Annotated in this window: 14 protein-coding genes; 5 read left to right on the top strand and 9 right to left on the bottom strand. The window is 62.7% G+C overall.

Going from position 1 to position 17,197, the window contains the following annotated elements:
- The first annotated feature begins 52 nt into the window (after positions 1-52).
- Genes OOZ51_RS02735 through OOZ51_RS02725 form a run of 3 tightly spaced genes read left to right on the top strand, consistent with a single transcriptional unit; the run spans position 53 to position 3,858 of the window.
- Positions 53-1,735 (top strand): FAD-binding dehydrogenase, encoded by a 1,683-nt coding sequence (locus OOZ51_RS02735; RefSeq protein ID WP_265977363.1) that lies wholly within the window; start codon positions 53-55, stop codon positions 1,733-1,735.
- A 9-nt stretch (positions 1,736-1,744) separates the two neighbouring features.
- On the top strand, positions 1,745-2,788 hold the full coding sequence (locus OOZ51_RS02730; protein WP_265977362.1) for an alpha/beta hydrolase: 1,044 nt from the start codon (positions 1,745-1,747) through the stop codon (positions 2,786-2,788).
- Positions 2,785-3,858: an alpha/beta hydrolase gene (locus tag OOZ51_RS02725; protein ID WP_265977361.1), complete on the top strand. Its 1,074-nt coding sequence runs from the start codon at positions 2,785-2,787 to the stop codon at positions 3,856-3,858. Before OOZ51_RS02730 ends, OOZ51_RS02725 begins: the two co-directional genes overlap by 4 nt.
- A 31-nt stretch (positions 3,859-3,889) precedes the next feature.
- Here OOZ51_RS02725 and OOZ51_RS02720 read toward each other — a convergent pair whose 3' ends face one another.
- From OOZ51_RS02720 to leuA, 3 genes are all read right to left on the bottom strand, one after another.
- Positions 3,890-4,708: an isoprenyl transferase gene (locus OOZ51_RS02720; RefSeq protein ID WP_265977360.1), complete on the bottom strand. Its 819-nt coding sequence runs from the start codon at positions 4,706-4,708 to the stop codon at positions 3,890-3,892.
- A gap of 2 nt (positions 4,709-4,710) precedes the next feature.
- Positions 4,711-5,466: a DNA repair protein RecO gene (recO, locus tag OOZ51_RS02715; protein WP_265977359.1), complete on the bottom strand. Its 756-nt coding sequence runs from the start codon at positions 5,464-5,466 to the stop codon at positions 4,711-4,713.
- 83 nt (positions 5,467-5,549) lie between these two features.
- Positions 5,550-7,289 (bottom strand): 2-isopropylmalate synthase, encoded by a 1,740-nt coding sequence (leuA, locus tag OOZ51_RS02710; RefSeq protein WP_265977358.1) that lies wholly within the window; start codon positions 7,287-7,289, stop codon positions 5,550-5,552.
- A 250-nt stretch (positions 7,290-7,539) separates the two neighbouring features.
- On the opposite strand from leuA, the gene OOZ51_RS02705 reads away from it, so the two are divergent.
- Complete coding sequence (locus OOZ51_RS02705) at positions 7,540-9,492, top strand: M13 family metallopeptidase (protein ID WP_265977357.1); 1,953 nt, start codon at positions 7,540-7,542, stop codon at positions 9,490-9,492.
- 68 nt (positions 9,493-9,560) lie between these two features.
- On the opposite strand, the gene OOZ51_RS02700 is transcribed toward OOZ51_RS02705, so the two are convergent.
- The 5 genes from OOZ51_RS02700 to OOZ51_RS02680 form a co-directional block, all read right to left on the bottom strand.
- The gene (locus tag OOZ51_RS02700) at positions 9,561-11,138 is read right to left on the bottom strand and encodes an LCP family protein (protein WP_265977356.1); all 1,578 of its coding nucleotides are present in this window, start codon (positions 11,136-11,138) and stop codon (positions 9,561-9,563) included.
- A 74-nt stretch (positions 11,139-11,212) separates the two neighbouring features.
- A complete protein-coding gene (gene era, locus OOZ51_RS02695) occupies positions 11,213-12,175 on the bottom strand; it encodes a GTPase Era (RefSeq protein WP_265977355.1) in 963 nt (320 codons plus the stop codon).
- Positions 12,159-13,490 carry a hemolysin family protein gene (locus OOZ51_RS02690; RefSeq protein WP_265977354.1) on the bottom strand — a complete coding sequence of 444 codons (1,332 nt, stop codon included), beginning with the start codon at positions 13,488-13,490 and terminating at the stop codon, positions 12,159-12,161. The genes era and OOZ51_RS02690 overlap by 17 nt, the downstream gene beginning before the upstream one ends.
- Entirely contained in the window at positions 13,487-13,960 is a 474-nt protein-coding gene (gene ybeY, locus OOZ51_RS02685) for an rRNA maturation RNase YbeY (RefSeq protein WP_265977353.1), read from the bottom strand. The genes OOZ51_RS02690 and ybeY overlap by 4 nt, the downstream gene beginning before the upstream one ends.
- Entirely contained in the window at positions 13,957-15,045 is a 1,089-nt protein-coding gene (locus OOZ51_RS02680; RefSeq protein WP_265977352.1) for a PhoH family protein, read from the bottom strand. The genes ybeY and OOZ51_RS02680 overlap by 4 nt, the downstream gene beginning before the upstream one ends.
- 422 nt (positions 15,046-15,467) lie before the next feature.
- On the opposite strand from OOZ51_RS02680, the gene OOZ51_RS02675 reads away from it, so the two are divergent.
- Positions 15,468-16,355 carry a GerMN domain-containing protein gene (locus tag OOZ51_RS02675; RefSeq protein ID WP_265977351.1) on the top strand — a complete coding sequence of 296 codons (888 nt, stop codon included), beginning with the start codon at positions 15,468-15,470 and terminating at the stop codon, positions 16,353-16,355.
- A gap of 65 nt (positions 16,356-16,420) precedes the next feature.
- Here the strand turns inward: OOZ51_RS02675 and OOZ51_RS02670 are convergent, their stop codons facing one another.
- The gene (locus OOZ51_RS02670; protein WP_265977350.1) at positions 16,421-17,197 is read right to left on the bottom strand and encodes a 16S rRNA (uracil(1498)-N(3))-methyltransferase; all 777 of its coding nucleotides are present in this window, start codon (positions 17,195-17,197) and stop codon (positions 16,421-16,423) included.

Genomic DNA, 17,197 nt, shown 5'->3' with positions numbered 1-17,197 from the left:
TTTACGGGCGGCGCACCAAACCGGAGCGGTTACCGGGCGGTAGCATGTACGAATGCCCGGTAATCCACGTGATGGAGTTCACTCCAAGGCAACCATTCAAGCCGACGTTCTCGTCATTGGCGCGGGACTGTCGGGGCTCGTGGCCGCCGCCCAAGCCTACGCACTCGGGAAACGGGTTGCTGTGGTGGACCAGGAACCCGCAGCCTCCGTGGGCGGACAGGCACATTGGTCTTTCGGTGGACTGTTCCTGGTCAACTCTCCCGAACAGCGAAGGCTGGGCGTCAGGGACAGCGCCGAACTTGCCTTGGGCGACTGGTTCGCATCCGCGGCCTTTGACAGGCCGGAGGACTCCTGGGCCCGGCTTTGGGCGGAGGCCTATGTAGATTTCGCCTCAGGTGAGAAGCGCCGGTGGCTGAGATCGCTCGGCGTCCGGCTCTTTCCTCTGGTGCAGTGGGCCGAGCGCGGCGGCTATGGCCCCCAAGGCCATGGCAACACAGTCCCGCGGTTCCACGTCACCTGGGGCACGGGCCCCGGCGTCGTTCAACCGTTCCTGGAAAAGGTGAGCGAGGGCGTTGCCCGGGGCAGGGTATCCCTCCACTTCCGGCATCGCGCCACGGAACTAACGACGACGGCGGGCCGCGTCACCGGGGTCAGCGGCGAGATCCTTGAGGCGTCCGGCGCCGGACGCGGCGAAGCGTCGTCGCGGACCGTCGTCGGGAGATTTGAAGCGACTGCCGGAGCCGTCATCGTCACCACCGGCGGAATTGGTGGAAACCATACGATGGTGAGGCGGCAATGGCCCGACAGAACTGCGCCGGAACATATGCTGAGCGGCGTACCGGCCTCCGTCGATGGCGAGTTCCTCGCTGCCGCTGCTGCCGCCGGCGGAGGGCTCATCAATGGTGACCGCATGTGGCACTACCCCGAAGGCATCCACAACCACTCCCCCGTGTGGCCTTCGCATGGCATCCGCATCCTCGCCGGTCCGTCGTCGCTGTGGATTGATGCGAAGGGACGGCAGCTGCCCGCGCCGCTCTTTCCGGGCTTCGATTCCTTGGGTGCCCTCAGGCATATCCTGGCGGGCGGACACGGACATTCGTGGTTCGTATGCAACCGGACCATCGCACTGAAGGAATTCGCCTTGTCAGGTTCAGAACAGAATCCGGATCTCACAGGCAAGGACATCCGGCTCCTGGCCTCCCGGCTCAGTCCTGCCAGTGATTCCCCGTTGCGCAGCTTCCTGGACCGTGGCGTGGATTTCCTGCAGGCTGGAACGCCCACCGAACTGGCTGGAAAAATGAACTCGCTGACGGGTTCGCCCCTGATAGATCCTGGCCAGCTCGATGACCTCATCCGCGATCGGGACCAGCAAGTGGCGAGCGGGCTGGGCAAGGACCCACAGCTCGCCGCTGTCAGGGCGGCGCGGAGGTTCGCCACCGACAAGATCATGCGTGTGGCCCCTCCGCACCGGCTCACCGACCCGAAGCACGGCCCGCTTCTGGCCGTTCGGCTCTCCGTGCTGACGCGCAAGAGCCTTGGCGGGCTACAGACGGACCTTTGTTCACGCGTCCTTGACAAGTCCGGAGCGCCGGTCCCGGGATTGTACGCGGCAGGAGAGGCCGCTGGCTTCGGCGGCGGCGGAATCCACGGCTACCGGGCATTGGAAGGAACCTTCCTTGGAGGCTGCCTGTTCTCCGGGCGCGCAGCAGGGCGCGATGCCGCGGCGAGTGTCTAAGCTGTTCCCATGGAGTGGCAGACCGACATCCTCGGCGCGGACTTCGAAAGTTGTGCATTCGAGGCGGCAGGACCTGACGGGGTGGTCCGGCGTGCAACACTGGTTCGGCACGTCCCTCACGAGGGTGCGGGACGTGGCGATCGCCCACCGGCCGCCAACGGTTCCATCCTTTTCCTGCACGGCTGGAGTGACTACTTCTTCAACGTCGCCCTGGCAGAGTTCTGGACCGGACAAGGTTTCCACTTCTACGCACTTGACATGCACAACCACGGCCGGAGCCTGCAGACGGACACCCCGGGTGGCTACGTGGAGCATCTAGATGACTACGATGCCGAGATAGGCAAAGCCATCGACATGATCCGCTCCGGCGACCCTCTCGGGGAGGTACCCCGTTCGTTGACCCTCATGGGACATTCCACCGGAGGCCTCGTGGCCGCCTTGTGGGTCAGCCGCCACCCCGGTTCCGTCCAGTACCTGGTGCTCAACAGCCCGTGGCTTGAAATGCACGGAAGTTCATTAGTCCGCCGTGCAGCCCAGACCATGGTGAAGCCGCTTGCGCGCTTCCGCCCCACGACAATCCTGCGCTTGCCCGAACGCGGGTTCTACTATCGCAGCATCAGCAGCTCAGCCGAGGGCGAATGGCTCGTCGACCCCAAATACCGGCCGCCCTTGGCCTTCCCCATGCGGGCAGGATGGCTCAGCGCTGTCCTTAGCGGACACACGAGGGTGGCCCGCGGGCTGAGAATTGACATCCCCATCCTCGTGCTGATCTCCGGAGCGAGCGCGAACGGCATGATCTGGCAGGAGTCCATGAGGCGTTCAGATGCAGTCCTGGACGTGAACACCATGGCTGTCCGTGCCATGACCCTTGGCCGCACCGTCACTTTGGAACGGGTGGAAGGCGGCCTTCACGACGTCTTCCTTTCGGCGGGCCCGGTGCGCGCCGATGCCTACGCCCGGCTGGCTCGCTGGATTAACGGGTACATTTCGAGCGGCCTGCCGCCGGAGCATCTGGCCGGCGAGGAACACGGACAGCCAGGGGAAGCGCCATGACCACGGAGCTGGGTGTGCCGGTATGGCAACAGGATTTTCTGGGCGGTGGTTTCGAGGCCCTGGAACTGGAACTTCCACCCGACGAAGAAGGTCCGGTTTGCGCCACCCTTGTCCGACACGTCCGTCCGGTGCCAGCCCATTCGGCGCCACACGGACTTCTCGATGCTTTGACGGCCTTCACCAGACGCCGACGCCGGAGGGAAGTTCCCGTCACGGAGGGCCCGCCGAGGGTGGTGCTGTACCTCCACGGCTGGGCCGACTACTTCATGCAGACAGAACTGGCGGAGTTCCTGGGTGCCTCCGGATTTCATTTCTATGCGCTTGACTTACGCAAGTTCGGACGCAGCCTACGGCCGGGGCAAACTCCCGGCTACACCACCGATCTGTCGGTATACGACGAAGATATCGATGCCGCGCTGCTTTCGATACACCAGGACATTGCCGAAATAACCGGCAGCGCGGAGGTGCCTACCGTCCACCTGCTGGCCCATTCCCTGGGTGGCCTGATTGCGGCACTGTGGGCTGACCGGAACCCTGGCCGCATTGCCACCCTGACGTTGAATTCGCCGTGGCTGGAGCTTCAGGGGAGTAGCCTGATCCGCAGCATCGCGATGCATTTGGTGGAACCGTTTGCACGCACGGACCCCAAGCGGCCGTTCCGATTTCCGGAGATGCCGGCCTACTGGGAAAGCGTGAGCAACCTGGCCCACGGGGAATGGACCCTTGATCCGGAATGGCGGCCGCGAACTTCGTTCCCGATACGGTCGGGGTGGACGAAGGCAGTCCTGGCGGGACACGCCGCCGTCGAACGCAAACTCAATATCGATGCTCCGGTGCTCGTGCTGCTTTCGGGACGCACCCGCATCCAGTCGGAGTGGAGCGCGGAGCTCATGCGCGTCGACGCCGTGATCGATGTTGAGCAGACTGCCCGCCGGGCCCTGGGACTTGGACGGCGGACAGCCGTGTTCCGCTATCCGGGCGCTCTCCATGATGTGTTCTTGTCACGGCGCACGGTCCGGCAGCAGGCCTACAGGGACGTCGCTATCTGGTTGGCTTCTTATCCGGACTGACCGGATTTTTGCGGCGCACTCGTGTTAATTGTCAGCGCGATGCGGCAGCGTCCACTGCGCCACCGTACCGGCGGTCCCGTTTGGCATAGATCTCGACGGCGTCCCACAAGGTCCTGCGGTCGACGTCGGGCCACAGCGTATCCATGAACACGAATTCTGCGTAGGCCGATTGCCACAAGAGGAAGTTGGACAGCCGCTGCTCTCCGGAACTACGCAGGAACAAGTCGACGTCCGGAAGATCCGGTTCATCAAGGTACTTCTGGATGGTCTTCTCGTTGACAGAGCCGGGTTTCAGGCGTCCGTCGGCAACGTCCCGGGCGATAGCTGCGACGGCGTCGGCGATTTCGGCGCGGCCGCCGTAATTAACACACATGGTCAACGTGCACGTGTCGTTGCCGCGAGTGTAATCCTCGGCTTCCTCAAGCTCCTTGATAACGGAACCCCATAGCCTGGGACGTCGGCCTGCCCAACGAATCCGCACCCCCCACTCGTCGAGCTGGTTGCGCTGCCGACGTAGCACGTCTTTGTTAAATCCCATGAGAAAACGCACTTCTTCGGGAGAACGGCGCCAGTTTTCGGTGGAGAAAGCGTACACACTGACGTACTTGATGCCGAGTTCGATGGCGCCGGCCATCACATCCAACAGCGCCGGTTCCCCGGCCTTGTGGCCCTCGATGCGCGGCAGGCCGCGTTGGTTTGCCCAGCGGCCATTGCCATCCATGACGATGGCCACGTGCTGCGGGACCAGCTCGGCGGGTATGGCCGGTGGCCTGGCCCCCGAGGGATGTTGGTACGGGGCCTTGACCGGGGTCCTCCGCGCAGTTGCCGTCTTCTTTTTTCCGAGTGCCACTGTCAGCTTCGCTCCACATGTTTGAGGGACTTCAATGCTCGTTCAAGATGCCATTGCAGGTAGCTCGCCACCAAACCGGCTGCCTCCCGGCGATTCAGGCTCTCGGACACGTCCGCCGTCGCCCAGTCCCCCGTCAGCAACGCGCCCAACAGGACCACGGTCTCGGGTGCCGGTGCCGGCGAACCAGGGGGGCGGCAGTTACCGCAGATCATTCCGCCCAAGGGAGCGGAGAAGGCGGTGTGCGGACCGGCCGCGCCACAGCGGGCACAGTCCGTGAAGCTGGGCGCCCAGCCGCCGGTGGCCAAAGCGCGAAGTAGGTATGAGTCAAGAATGAGTTCCGGCGGGTGGTCGGAACGGCTCAGCGAGGCAAGAGCCCCCACAAGGAGGTTGTATTGCGCGGTTCCCGAATCGACGTCGGCGTCCGTCAGCTTCTCTGCGGTTTCCGTCATGGCCGCAGCAGCCGTGTACCGGGAATAATCGGCGGCAATCGAACTCCCATAGGCTCCTTTGGCGACCGCCTGGGTGACGATGTCCAGGGTGCGGCCGGACACCAGTTGGAGGTCTGCCACCATGAAGGGTTCCAGCCGGGCCCCGAACCGGCTACTGGTCCGCCGCACCCCCTTTGCCACCGCGCGAACCTGGCCGTGGTGCTTTGTCAGCAGAGTGATGATGCGGTCCGCTTCGCCCAGTTTGTGGGTGCGCAGCACAACGGCATCGTCCCGATAGGACCGCGCTGCGAACGAAGAAGGATTGGCCACAGTTAATCTTCGCACCACACCGGGCCTTCTCGGGTCCGGCGGAGCCGTGCGGCACCGTGTTGACGGTGCCGCGCGGCAAATGGCTATGCCCGGACAGCCCTAATGGCGCGATTGACAGCAGAGATGACTGCCTTCAGCGCAGCGGTGCTCGTGTTCGGATCGATGCCGACACCCCAGAGGACCCGCTCGCCAACGGCGCATTCCACATACGCGGCGGCGGAGGCGCTGCCACCTTCGGAAAGGGCATGTTCCGTGTAGTCCAGGACGCGGACGTCCACGCCGTCTTGACGCAAGATGTCCAGCATGGCCGCGATCGGTCCGTTGCCCGTACCGGTTCGCTGAACAACCGTGCCGTCAATGCGCAGGGCTGCATGCAGGGTAAGCTCGCCGGATTCATCGGTCTCCGTGCGGATGGCGCCCAGCGAATAGCGTCCCCACTGGCCATCGGCCGTGCTGGCCGGCAGGTACTCGTCCTGGAACATCGCCCACAGCTGGGCTCCGCTGACTTCGCCGCCTACGGTGTCGGTGCGGTGCTGGATGACGCCGGAGAATTCGATTTGTGCCCGTCGCGGCAGATCCAGGCTGTGCTCGTTCTTGAGCAGGTACGCCACACCGCCCTTGCCGGACTGCGAGTTGACGCGGATGACGGCCTCGTAGCTGCGACCCAGGTCCTTGGGATCGATCGGCAGGTAAGGAACCTGCCAGGTGAAGTCGTCAACGGCCTTGCCGGCGGCCGCGGCCTCCTTCTCAAGGGCTTCGAAACCCTTTTTGATGGCGTCCTGGTGCGAACCGGAAAATGCCGTGAACACGAGATCGCCGCCATACGGGGAGCGCTCGGGCACGGGCAGCTGGTTGCAGTACTCCACGGTCCTACGGACTTCGTCGATGTCCGAGAAGTCGATCATTGGATCGACGCCTTGCACGAACATGTTCAAGCCCAGGGTTACAAGGTCCACGTTGCCGGTACGCTCACCGTTGCCGAACAAGCAGCCCTCGATGCGGTCGGCGCCTGCCAGGTAGCCCAACTCTGCCGCCGCGACGCCCGTGCCGCGATCGTTGTGGGGGTGGAGGGAGATGATGATGCCGTCACGGGGATGCAGGTTCCGGTGCATCCATTCGATGGAGTCGGCGTAAACGTTGGGGGTGGCCATTTCGACGGTGGCAGGCAGGTTGATGATGACTTGCTTGTCCGCAGACGCTTCAAAAACGTCGGCAATTGCGTTGCAAACCCGCGCTGCGTACTCGAGCTCGGTCCCCGTGAAGGACTCTGGCGAGTACTCGTAGGTGATATGGGTGTCCGTGAGGGTTTCCTCGTACTTCTTGCACAAGCGAGCGCCCTGCAGGGCAATATCCAGAATCCCGTCCTGGTCCTGGTTGAACACGACGCGGCGCTGGAGAACCGAGGTGGAGTTGTACAGGTGGACGATGGCCTGCTTGGCGCCCACGAGGGACTCGTAGGTGCGTTCAATGAGATGTTCGCGCGCCTGGGTCAGGACCTGGATGGAAACGTCATCCGGAATGTGGCCGCCTTCGATGAGCTGCCGCACGAAGTCGAAGTCGGTCTGCGATGCAGATGGGAAGCCGACCTCGATTTCCTTGTAGCCCATCTTGACTAGCAGCTGGAACATCTTCAGCTTGCGGGCCGGGCTCATGGGGTCGATCAGGGCCTGGTTGCCGTCACGGAGGTCCACGGCGCACCAGCGCGGGGCCTTGGTGATGACTTTGTCCGGCCAGGTGCGGTCTGCCAGCTCGACCTTGATCTGGTCCTGGAAAGGCAGGTACCGGTGGATCGGCATTCCGGAGGGCTTTTGTGCGTTGCGCATGACTTAGGGCCTTTTCTCTTAATCTTGAAGGAAGATTGGCCGGGCACAGCTAACTCCGCAGCGAGGGTTGGCCTAGCGAATATTCGCTTTCAAGGCCCCGCCGCGGCAGCTAAGGAGAAGCATTCCTGCACGCACCATTTCACAGTAACACGGGTGCGTATGATGACAATGCAATACCTGAAGCAACGTCCACTATGCAGACGCGGTTACGGTGGTGAGCCGGATCCGCTCGTCGTCCGAAGGAGTTCTTGTGCCACAGTCGGGGATCACACTGTCCAACATCGATGAAAGCGTTCGGCCGCAGGACGATCTCTACCAGCACGTCAACGGTGCGTGGCTGAAGGCCACGGTCATTCCGGACGACCGTCCGCTAGAGGGAACTTTCACCGCGCTGCGCGATGGCGCCGAACTGGCAGTCAAAGCGATCATCGAAGAGGCGGCCGCGAAGGGCGAGGACGCCAGTGGAATCGAGCGCAAAGTCGGTGAGCTCTATAACAGCTTCATGGACGAGGACGCTGCCGAAGCCAAGGGCATGGAACCGATTCGCGCCCGGATCGATGAGGTCTTTGCCACTGCTGCGCCCACCGAGGTTGTCGCATTGTCCGGGCGGCTGTTCCGCTCGGATGTTTCCGGTCTCTTCTCCATCTACCCAGCGCCCGACGCCGGGAATCCGGATCGGGTCCTGCTGTACATCGGCCAAGGCGGACTTGGCCTTCCAGACGAGTCCTACTACCGGGACGAGAAGTTCCAACCGATCGTCAGTGCCTACGGCAAGTACGTCGCCAAACTCTTCGGCTTGGCAGGTATTCCCGATGCCGACGCAGCGGCCGAGCGCATCGTCGCCTTCGAAAAGGCCCTTGCCTCGCACCACTGGGATAACGTCACGCTTCGCGATCCGCAAAAGACATACAACCTCAAGACTGCTGATCAGGGACGTGAACTGTTCCCCTACCTGGACGCATGGTTCGACGCCGCCCGGATTGAGGGCGACAAATTCACCGAACTGGTGGTGAGCACTCCGGATTTCTTCACCGGTGCGGCCGCCCTTGTCGAGTCTGAGCCTCTTGCCACCTGGCAGGAATGGTTGGCTTTGCGCGTGCTCAACGCCGCTGCCCCCTATCTGTCGTCAGCCTTCGTCGATGCAAACTTCGATTTCTACGGCACCACCCTGAGCGGCACGCCGCAGAACAAGGACCGCTGGAAGCGTGGCGTCGCCGTCGTCGAAGCCGCCCTCGGAGAGGCAGCGGGACAGATCTATGTGGAGCGCCACTTCCCCGAGGGTTACAAGGCCAGGATGCAGACGCTGGTCGCTAAGCTGATCGAGGCTTACCGCCAGAGCATCACCGCCCTCGACTGGATGGGCGAGGACACCAAGGCGGAAGCACTGAAGAAGCTCGCGGCTTTCCGCCCCAAGATTGGTTTCCCGGACAAGTGGATCGATTACTCCGCCGTCGGCATCGACCCGACTGATCTTCTGGGGAACGTCGAGCGGGCGCACAACGCCGACGTCGACCGCCACCTTGATGAGATCGGCAAGCCGGTTGATCTGAACAAGTGGCTCATGACCCCGCAGACCGTGAACGCCTACTACCACCCGATGCTGAACGAGATTGTTTTCCCCGCGGCGATCCTGCAGCCACCCTTCTTCACGGCAGAGGCTGACGACGCCGTCAACTACGGCGGCATCGGCGCAATCATCGGACATGAGATCGGCCACGGCTTCGACGACCAGGGCTCCCAGTTTGATGGAAGCGGAGCGCTGCGGAATTGGTGGGGCGAGGAAGACCGTAAGGCATTCGAAGGACTGGCGGCCAAGCTCGTGGCCCAATTTGACGCCCTTGCACCGTATGCGGCTCCTGAGCATAAGGTCAACGGGAAGCTCACGCTGGGCGAAAACATCGGCGACCTGGGAGGCCTGACCATCGCATACAAGGCTTACTTGCTGAGCCTTGACGGTGCGGAACCGCCCGTCTTGGAGGGCCTTACCGGCCAGCAGCGTTTCTTCATGTCCTGGGCTGCCGGCTGGCGCCAGGTCATCCGGCCCGAGGAAGCCATCCGGCGCGTCGCTACGGACCCGCACTCCCCCAACGAGTTCCGCACTAACGCCATCGCCAAGAACCTGGACTCATTTCATGAGGCGTTCGCGGTGGAATCCGGGGACGGGATGTGGTTGTCGCCTGAGGACCGCGTCAGTATCTGGTAAGAAGCAATACGAAACAGAAGGGAGCGTTGACCACAAGCAGTGGTCAACGCTCCCTTCGCTTTGTCGCGCTACCGGGCGATGAGGGCGGGGTTGACGGCCTGGCACTTTACGTCGCCTGCAGTCTGCTTGACGACGTCGGCCGGAACGGACACCATTCCAAAGTTTGTTCCCGTTGTGAAGTCGGAGCCCACATACACTTGGATTCCGACGATGCCCGGAGACGGCTCGATCTGTGCGGCGGGAATGCCCAACACGCTGGCAACGTCCGGCGCAACGTCGGCATAGCCGGTCCCGTAGTAGACAACCGTCTTGGATGCAGCCGCGGCCAGGAAATGGCCGGCCTTGGTGAACCCGCCGCCAATGAGTGCCGCCGCGAGTTCCTGGCCCCGTGACGCAACGCCCGAACCGTCGGCTACAGTCACTGCTTGGCGGGCCTTGTTGTAGGCAGGGGCGGCTGGAGAACCGGCAGGCGGCGTTGAAGGAGCCCCTGAGGAGGCCGTCGGGGCAGGCGAGGCACTCGGAGACGGAACCGCCGTGGCGCCCGGGTTGGTCAGGTCCAAGTTCGCCCGCATGGCCGCAAACAACTGCGTGGCCTGTGGTTGGACCAGTTCGAGCCTGTTGACGTCGACGGCGGCGGGCTGGGTTGGAACCGACACGAAGGCCACCTTGGACAGGTCAATGTCTTTGAGGCGGCTCCCGATCGTCAGGAGAGACTGGACGGATGCCAGGCCGTTATCCACAGTGAGGTTCTTGGTCACGACGTCGGCGATCGAAAGCAGGCTCTGCGGATTGCTGAGCGTGCCGTCAGCCTTGACCTTGCGGGTCAGGGAGGAAAGGAACCCTTGCTGTGCTTGGATACGTCCGAGGTCGCTTCCATCGCCAAAACCGTGGCGGGTCCTCAGGAAGGCGAGGGCCTGCTCGCCTTCGACTTTCGACGTCCCCTTGGGGAGTCGGAGTCCGGAATCGGGGTCGTAGACGGCATCACTCACGCATACGTCCACTCCGCCCACAGCCTTGGACAATTCCTTGACGGCGTTGAAGTCAGCCATCATGAAGTGGTCGATTTCCAGCCCGGTGAGCTTGTTCACGGTGTCCACCGCGCAACCGATGCCGGCCTCAGCCATGGCCGAGTTGATCATGACGTTGGAGTGGGCTTCATAAACCGTGTTGGTTTTGGGGTCAGTGCACTTCGGGACAGTCACCAAGAGATCCCGGGGAAAGCTGGTGAGGCTCACCCTCTTGTTGTCCGCCGAGATGTCCAGAAGCATCATGACATCTGATTGACCGTAGCCTGTGGAGTCCTGTGAGGAACCGTATTGCGAGTTTTTCCCGTCGCGGGTGTCGGAACCGAGGATGAGGATCTGCAAGCGGTCCGTGGCATCGTTGGCCGCGGCTTCGGTTCTCGTGGCGCCAGCCGACAAAGGTGCCTTGCTGATGTTCGACTGCAACCGGATAACCCAGTAAGCGGCGAAAGCGATGCCGGCGACGAGGAGCACGGACACCGACACTGCGGTGATCTTGAGCCAGAGCGGGAGCCCCTTAGGAGCATTCATGTGGCGGGGGGTGCCGGGGGCTTCCCCGTGGCGTGCAGCGCCGGGCGGACCAATGGTGCCGGGCTCCTGCACGCGTGCATCGCGACGTCGCACTACGCGCTCAACCTTTCCTCGGAAAATGGGATTCGGACCATTTTACGGGCCCAAACTGGGAAAATCCCCAGTGGCTAGAACCCCAGCTTCACGAGTTGCTTTGGATCGCGCTGCCAATCCTTGGCTACCTTGACGTGCAGGTCGAGATAGATCTTGGTTCCGAGGAGCGCTTCGATCCCCTTGCGGGCATTGGTTCCGACCTCCCGCAAGCGGCTTCCGGCCTTGCCTATGATGATGGCCTTTTGGGACGGGCGCTCAACGTAGAGATTGACCCGCACATCAAGGAGCGGATTGTCTTCGGAGCGGCCTTCGCGGGGCAGGATTTCCTCCACCACCACAGCAAGGGAGTGTGGGAGTTCGTCCCGGACACCCTCCAAGGCGGCTTCGCGAATGAGCTCGGCGACCATGATGGCCTCAGGTTCATCCGTGAGTTCACCGTCCGGGTAAAGAGGCGGGGAAGGGGGCATGTGCCCAATGAGGACGTCGGCAACGGTGTTGACCTGGAAGCCGTCGGTTGCGGAAACCGGAACGATGTCCGCCCAGCCTTGCTCGCCGAGCACTTCGCGCCCCAGTGCCGCGACTGCAAGGAGCTGCTCAGTCAGGGCCTGACGATCCACGAGGTCGGTCTTGGTGACAAGCGCGATGATCGGCTTGCGTCCAACGGCAGCGAGCTGCGCAGCAATGTACTTGTCACCGGGACCGATCTTCTCGTTCGCCGGCAAGCAAAACCCAATGGCATCCACTTCCGAGAGCGTGTCCGCCACGAGATCGTTGAGGCGCTTGCCAAGAAGGGTCCGTGGGCGGTGCAAACCCGGTGTGTCCACGAGGATGAGCTGTGCGTCCTCCCGGTGGACAATGCCGCGGATCGTGTGCCGGGTGGTCTGCGGCTTTGCCGAAGTGATGGCAACCTTCTGGCCAACCAGAGCGTTGGTGAGGGTCGACTTGCCGGCATTCGGACGGCCCACGAGAACGGAGAAGCCTGCGTGGAAGCCGCCGAAGTCCTGATCGGCGTCGAACTTCTTATTGTGCTTGCTCACGTGGAACTCCCTGTTGCGTTGTGTCGGCCTCGTCGAGAAGGTCTTCAAGGTCAGTGTCTTCTTTTGGAATGGCTGCCGCAATGATATGGCTGACCCGGTTTCGCCGGCCTTCAAGCCTATCGGCTTTCAAGGAGATCCCGTCCACCTTCACCGCACTGCCTACGATCGGCACCTTGCCCAAGGTCTTGGCCAGGAGGCCGCCCACGGTGTCCACTTCGTCGTCGTCGAGGTCAATGTCGAAAAGTTCACCGAGATCGTCGATGCTCATCCGTGAACTGACACGGAACGTGCCATCACCCAGGTCGGTGACCTCCGCATCGTTGGAGTCGTATTCATCCACGATCTCCCCCACGATTTCCTCAATGAGGTCCTCCAGCGTCACCAGTCCCGCCGTGCCGCCGTACTCGTCAATGACCACAGCCACGTGCGTGGACTCTTGCTGAAGCTCGCTGAGGAGGTCGCTGACGGGCTTGGACTCCGGAACGAAACGGGCCTCGCGGGCTATCGCGTCCACGTCCGGACGTACCGAAGGCTGTTCCGGACGGTGCAATGCGGCAGCGACGTCCTTCAGATAAAGAATCCCGCGGATCTGATCAGCATTCTCGCCGATAACCGGAATCCTCGAGTAGCCGGAGCGCAGGAACAAGGCCATGGCCTGCTCCAGGCTGGAGCCCGACTCGATGCTCACAATGTCCGTTCGAGGGACCATCACAGAGCGGACCAAAGTGTCGCCGAAGTCGAAGACCGACTGGATGAGTTCGGCCTCGCTGTCCTCGATCATGTCCGATTCCGTGGCCCTGTCGACGAGCTCACGGAATTCTTCCTCGCTGAAGAACGCTTCATCGCCGCTGGGAGCACCAGGCGCCACCGCGCTGCCGATCGCTACGAGCCAGCCGGGAATGGGCCCCAGGATCCAGCAGAGGAACCTGATGAGGGGGGCCGAGAAGCGCACCACGCCGCCTGAGTTGGCGCGACCGAGCTGACGAGGAGAGACGCCCACCAAGACGAACCCGATGACGGCCATGATGCCCGTCGCCGCCAATCCGGCGAGCCAAACGTTGTCGAGGAGACTGTGCATGACCACTGCGACAGCCACTGCTGCCGCCATCTCGAACCAGACCCGCCAGAATCGCAGTGCCCGTATGTGGGCAACAGGTTGGGCGAGGATGTTACGAAGGGAAGTCCCCCGGCTATTGACGATGGCGTGCTCTGCCTCGTGCCGCGGCAGGAAGGTAAAGGCAGCCTCCGCCGCAGTCAGCAAGGCGACGAAGCTGAGGAACACCAACGCCATGCCGACCAGGATGAGTGAGGTCACTGCATGGTCTCCATGGGGGCGTCCTTGCCGAGGAACTCGGACAGCAGCTCACGCTGCAGGCCGAACATTTCTTCCTTCTCTTCCGGCTCAGCGTGGTCGAAACCGAGGAGGTGGAGGATTCCATGCGTGCAAAGCAGGAGCATTTCATCCTGGGTTGAATGGCCCGCATCGCGCGCCTGGACCTCGGCCACTTGCGGGCAGATGGCGATGTCGCCCAGCATGCCCTGTGGCGTCGGTTTGCCTGGCGTTCCCGGTGTTAGCTCATCCATGGGAACGGAAAGGACATCGGTTGCGCCGGGCTCGTCCATGAGCTCGATGTGGAGCTTTTCCATGGCAGCTTCGTCTACGAGCAGGATGGAAAGTTCAGCTTGGGGGTGGATGTAGAGCCGCTCAAAGATGAAACGCGAAAGCGTCACCAGTTGTGCCTCGTCCACCTGGACGCCGGACTCGTTGTTGACCTCGATGCTCATCGGCGTTCTCCCCGTTTCTCACGCGCCGCCGCGTGCTGTGCCCGCACCCGGTGCTTTTCGTCCCAAATGCTGTAGGCGGACACAATGTCGGCCACCAGCCGGTGCCTGACGACGTCGGAAGCGTCCAACATCGTGAAGTTCACGCCGTCGATCCCAGTGAGGATTTCCCGGACGATACGCAGGCCGGAGGTGGCTCCAAAAGGTAGATCCACCTGGGTGATGTCCCCCGTGACTACCATCTTGGAACCGAAGCCAAGCCTCGTGAGGAACATCTTCATCTGTTCCGCAGTGGTGTTCTGGGCCTCATCAAGAATGATGAAAGCATCGTTGAGCGTGCGGCCGCGCATGTACGCAAGCGGCGCCACTTCAATAGTTCCGGCAGCCATGAGGCGCGGGATCGACTCCGGGTCCATCATGTCGTGCAAAGCGTCGTACAAAGGACGCAGATATGGATCGATCTTGTCACTCAGCGTTCCAGGGAGGAATCCGAGGCGCTCCCCTGCCTCGACGGCGGGCCGCGTGAGGATGATGCGGCTGACTTCCTTAAGCTGCAGTGCCTGCACGGCCTTCGCCATCGCCAGGTACGTCTTGCCGGTGCCCGCCGGGCCGATCCCGAAGATCACCGTGTTGTCGTCTATGGCGTCAACGTAGCTCTTCTGGTTCAGGGTTTTTGGGCGAATGGTGCGTCCGCGGCTGGAAAGGATGTTGTGGGTCAGCACTTCCACAGGACTCTGGAGTGACTGGCTCCGCAGCAGGGAAACGAGCTGTTGGAGTACGTCCGGGGTGATAACCGTCCCCTTGCCGACCAAACCCCGGACTTCCTCCAGGAGCCGCATGATCCGGGGAACATCGCCGGACGGTCCGCTGAAGGATAGCTCGTTGCCACGCACATGAAAGTCGACGCCGGGGAACTGGGCTTCTATATAGCGCAGTGCCTCGTCATGGCTGCCGAGGGTCTGAACCATCTGATCAGAGTTGTCGAAGACGACAACTTCCGTCCGGGCGCCTGGGACAGAGTGTGGGAACTCGGCCGGGCCTGTGTCAACGCTGCCGGCCCTGGGCCGCCCGTTCAATGATTCTGTCATAGTGCTGGCCTGGCGGCCTGTGCTCCTCCGGCTTGGTTATGTCCATCGATTTTGCTCCGATGTCCGTTCGCTGGATGGGCGCAGGATCACGGGCCTCGGATTGCTTTCAATCCTACGCCAGCCAGTCTCGAGGGTGGTTCCAGACCATGCTTGGGAGGGCTGCGGACAGCCGATTTCAGGCCACTTTGGTATCAACTCCGTATCGACCTCGTATCAATCGCATTGCAGTTGGCGCCGGAGTATGGAAACGCCAGCAAGGGCTGCGGGGACTATGACAAGCTGATTTATGGGCAAAAATGCCCCGCGCCCGGTCCTCGGGCGCATGACTCCCCCGCACCACAGCGGCCGAACACGAGCAGGAATCCACCATTACCAGGCCAGCCGGCATTCCAGAGGGCACACGCATCCGGAGACGTTCCGCCATGCTTGTGACCGCGCTGACTGCTGCCCTGTTTCTTTCGGGTTGCGTTGCCGACCGTTCGGGTCAGGGATCAACTACGCCTGTCCCCAACCCGACCGCTGCCCTGCAGGCGGCGCCTGCCACCAATGCGCCGCTCGAGACAACCCAGGCGTCAAACAAGATTCCGGTGTACTGGATCGGCCGAAGCGACACGGATATCTTCCTGTACCGCGAATTTCGTGACAACCCAGGCAACGAGAACCCCATCACTACCGCCCTGCGGATCATGATGTCCCAGAAGCCGTTGGATCACGATTTCTTCACGCCATGGCAAAATCCGAGCAACCTTGCGACGTCGATTTCCGGCAAGAACGTGGTCACGGTCGACGTTTCCCGCGACGCGTTCAATTCCAACCTCGACGCCGGAATGGCGCAGCGAGCGGTCCAGCAACTCGTCTACACCGCTACCGCTGCTGCGGCGAGCTCGGGCTTGATCGACTCCGGTCAGCTGATCAAGGTGACCATCCTGGTGGACGGGCACACGGACTACATGGCGTTCGGTCAGGTCAAGCTGGGTGATCCGATGGTCCGGGACGCAACTATGGTGGCACCCGTTTGGATCATTGAACCGCAGGAGGACCTGACCCTGCCTGCCGGCCCAGTCAAGTTCAACGGGCGTAGTACCGACACTTCGAAGAAACTGCATTGGCAGATCCTCCGCGAGAACTCAAGCGGCGAGAAGACTTCATACCTGTCCGGTCAGACCACTGCTTCGACCGTGCCGGGACAAGGCGGCACCTTCAACTTCACGGTGGGCCTCGGAGCCGGCCGCTACGAGTTGCGCGTTTCCATGGTAGGTCCCGGCGACGCCGACGTCGCCACCGATACCCGTTCTTTCAGCGTCCGCTGATCTGCTACATGCACCGCGAACTACTCGAGGGGCTGCCTAGGCAGCGCGGCAGCGCACGTGCCGCTCTACCAGCGCCCCAGAATGTCGCTGGCCAGTACGACGGCGGCCGGGCCCGCCGTCGATGAGCGAAGTACATGGTGCCCCAAGAGGGCGGTGACAGCGCCGACGTCGCTCAGCTTGGTCACTTCGCGCGGCGAGATGCCGCCCTCCGGCCCCACGATGAGCAGCACTTCGCGCCCTGCTCCGGGGTCCCCGCCGGAAAGCTGATCCTGCCACTTCTCCAAGACATCCCTCAGCGGGCGCTTTGCGTCCTCGTGCAGGATGATCGCCAGATCAGCAGCGGCAACGGCCGCCGCCAAGCCGGAGCCGTCGACGGCGGCACGCACTTCCGGGATCCACGCGCGCCGCGCCTGTTTCGCCGCTGCGGTAGCCACCGATTGCCACTTCGCGAGGGCCTTGGCGGCCCGCTCCCCCTTCCAACGGACAATGGAACGTTCCGCCTGCCAGGGCACCACGGCGTCGATCCCGAGTTCCGTTGCCGTCTCGACGGCGAGCTCATCGCGGTCGCCCTTGGCGAGGGCCTGGACCAAAACGAGGCGCACCATCGGCCGGCGCTCCTCCAGGACGTCAGATGCAAGAACTTCCAGGCTTCCTTGTCCGGATGCGGTCACAGTTCCCGTAAGCCGCTTTCCGGCGCCGTCGGCAATGTCGACCGCTTCACCGACTTCCAAACGCTTGACGGTGACGGCATGCCTTGCCTCGGCGCCGTCCAGCACGAACCTGTCACCTGGCCCGAGCCCGTCAAGCGTTCCGGCGGCCGTGAAAAATACGGGGTTGCTCAC

This window comes from Arthrobacter rhizophilus, assembly GCF_026241105.1.
Taxonomy (GTDB): Bacteria; Actinomycetota; Actinomycetes; order Actinomycetales; family Micrococcaceae; genus Arthrobacter.
The sequence above is the reverse complement of the archived record's forward strand: the minus strand, read 5'-3'. Positions and strand labels throughout refer to the sequence as shown.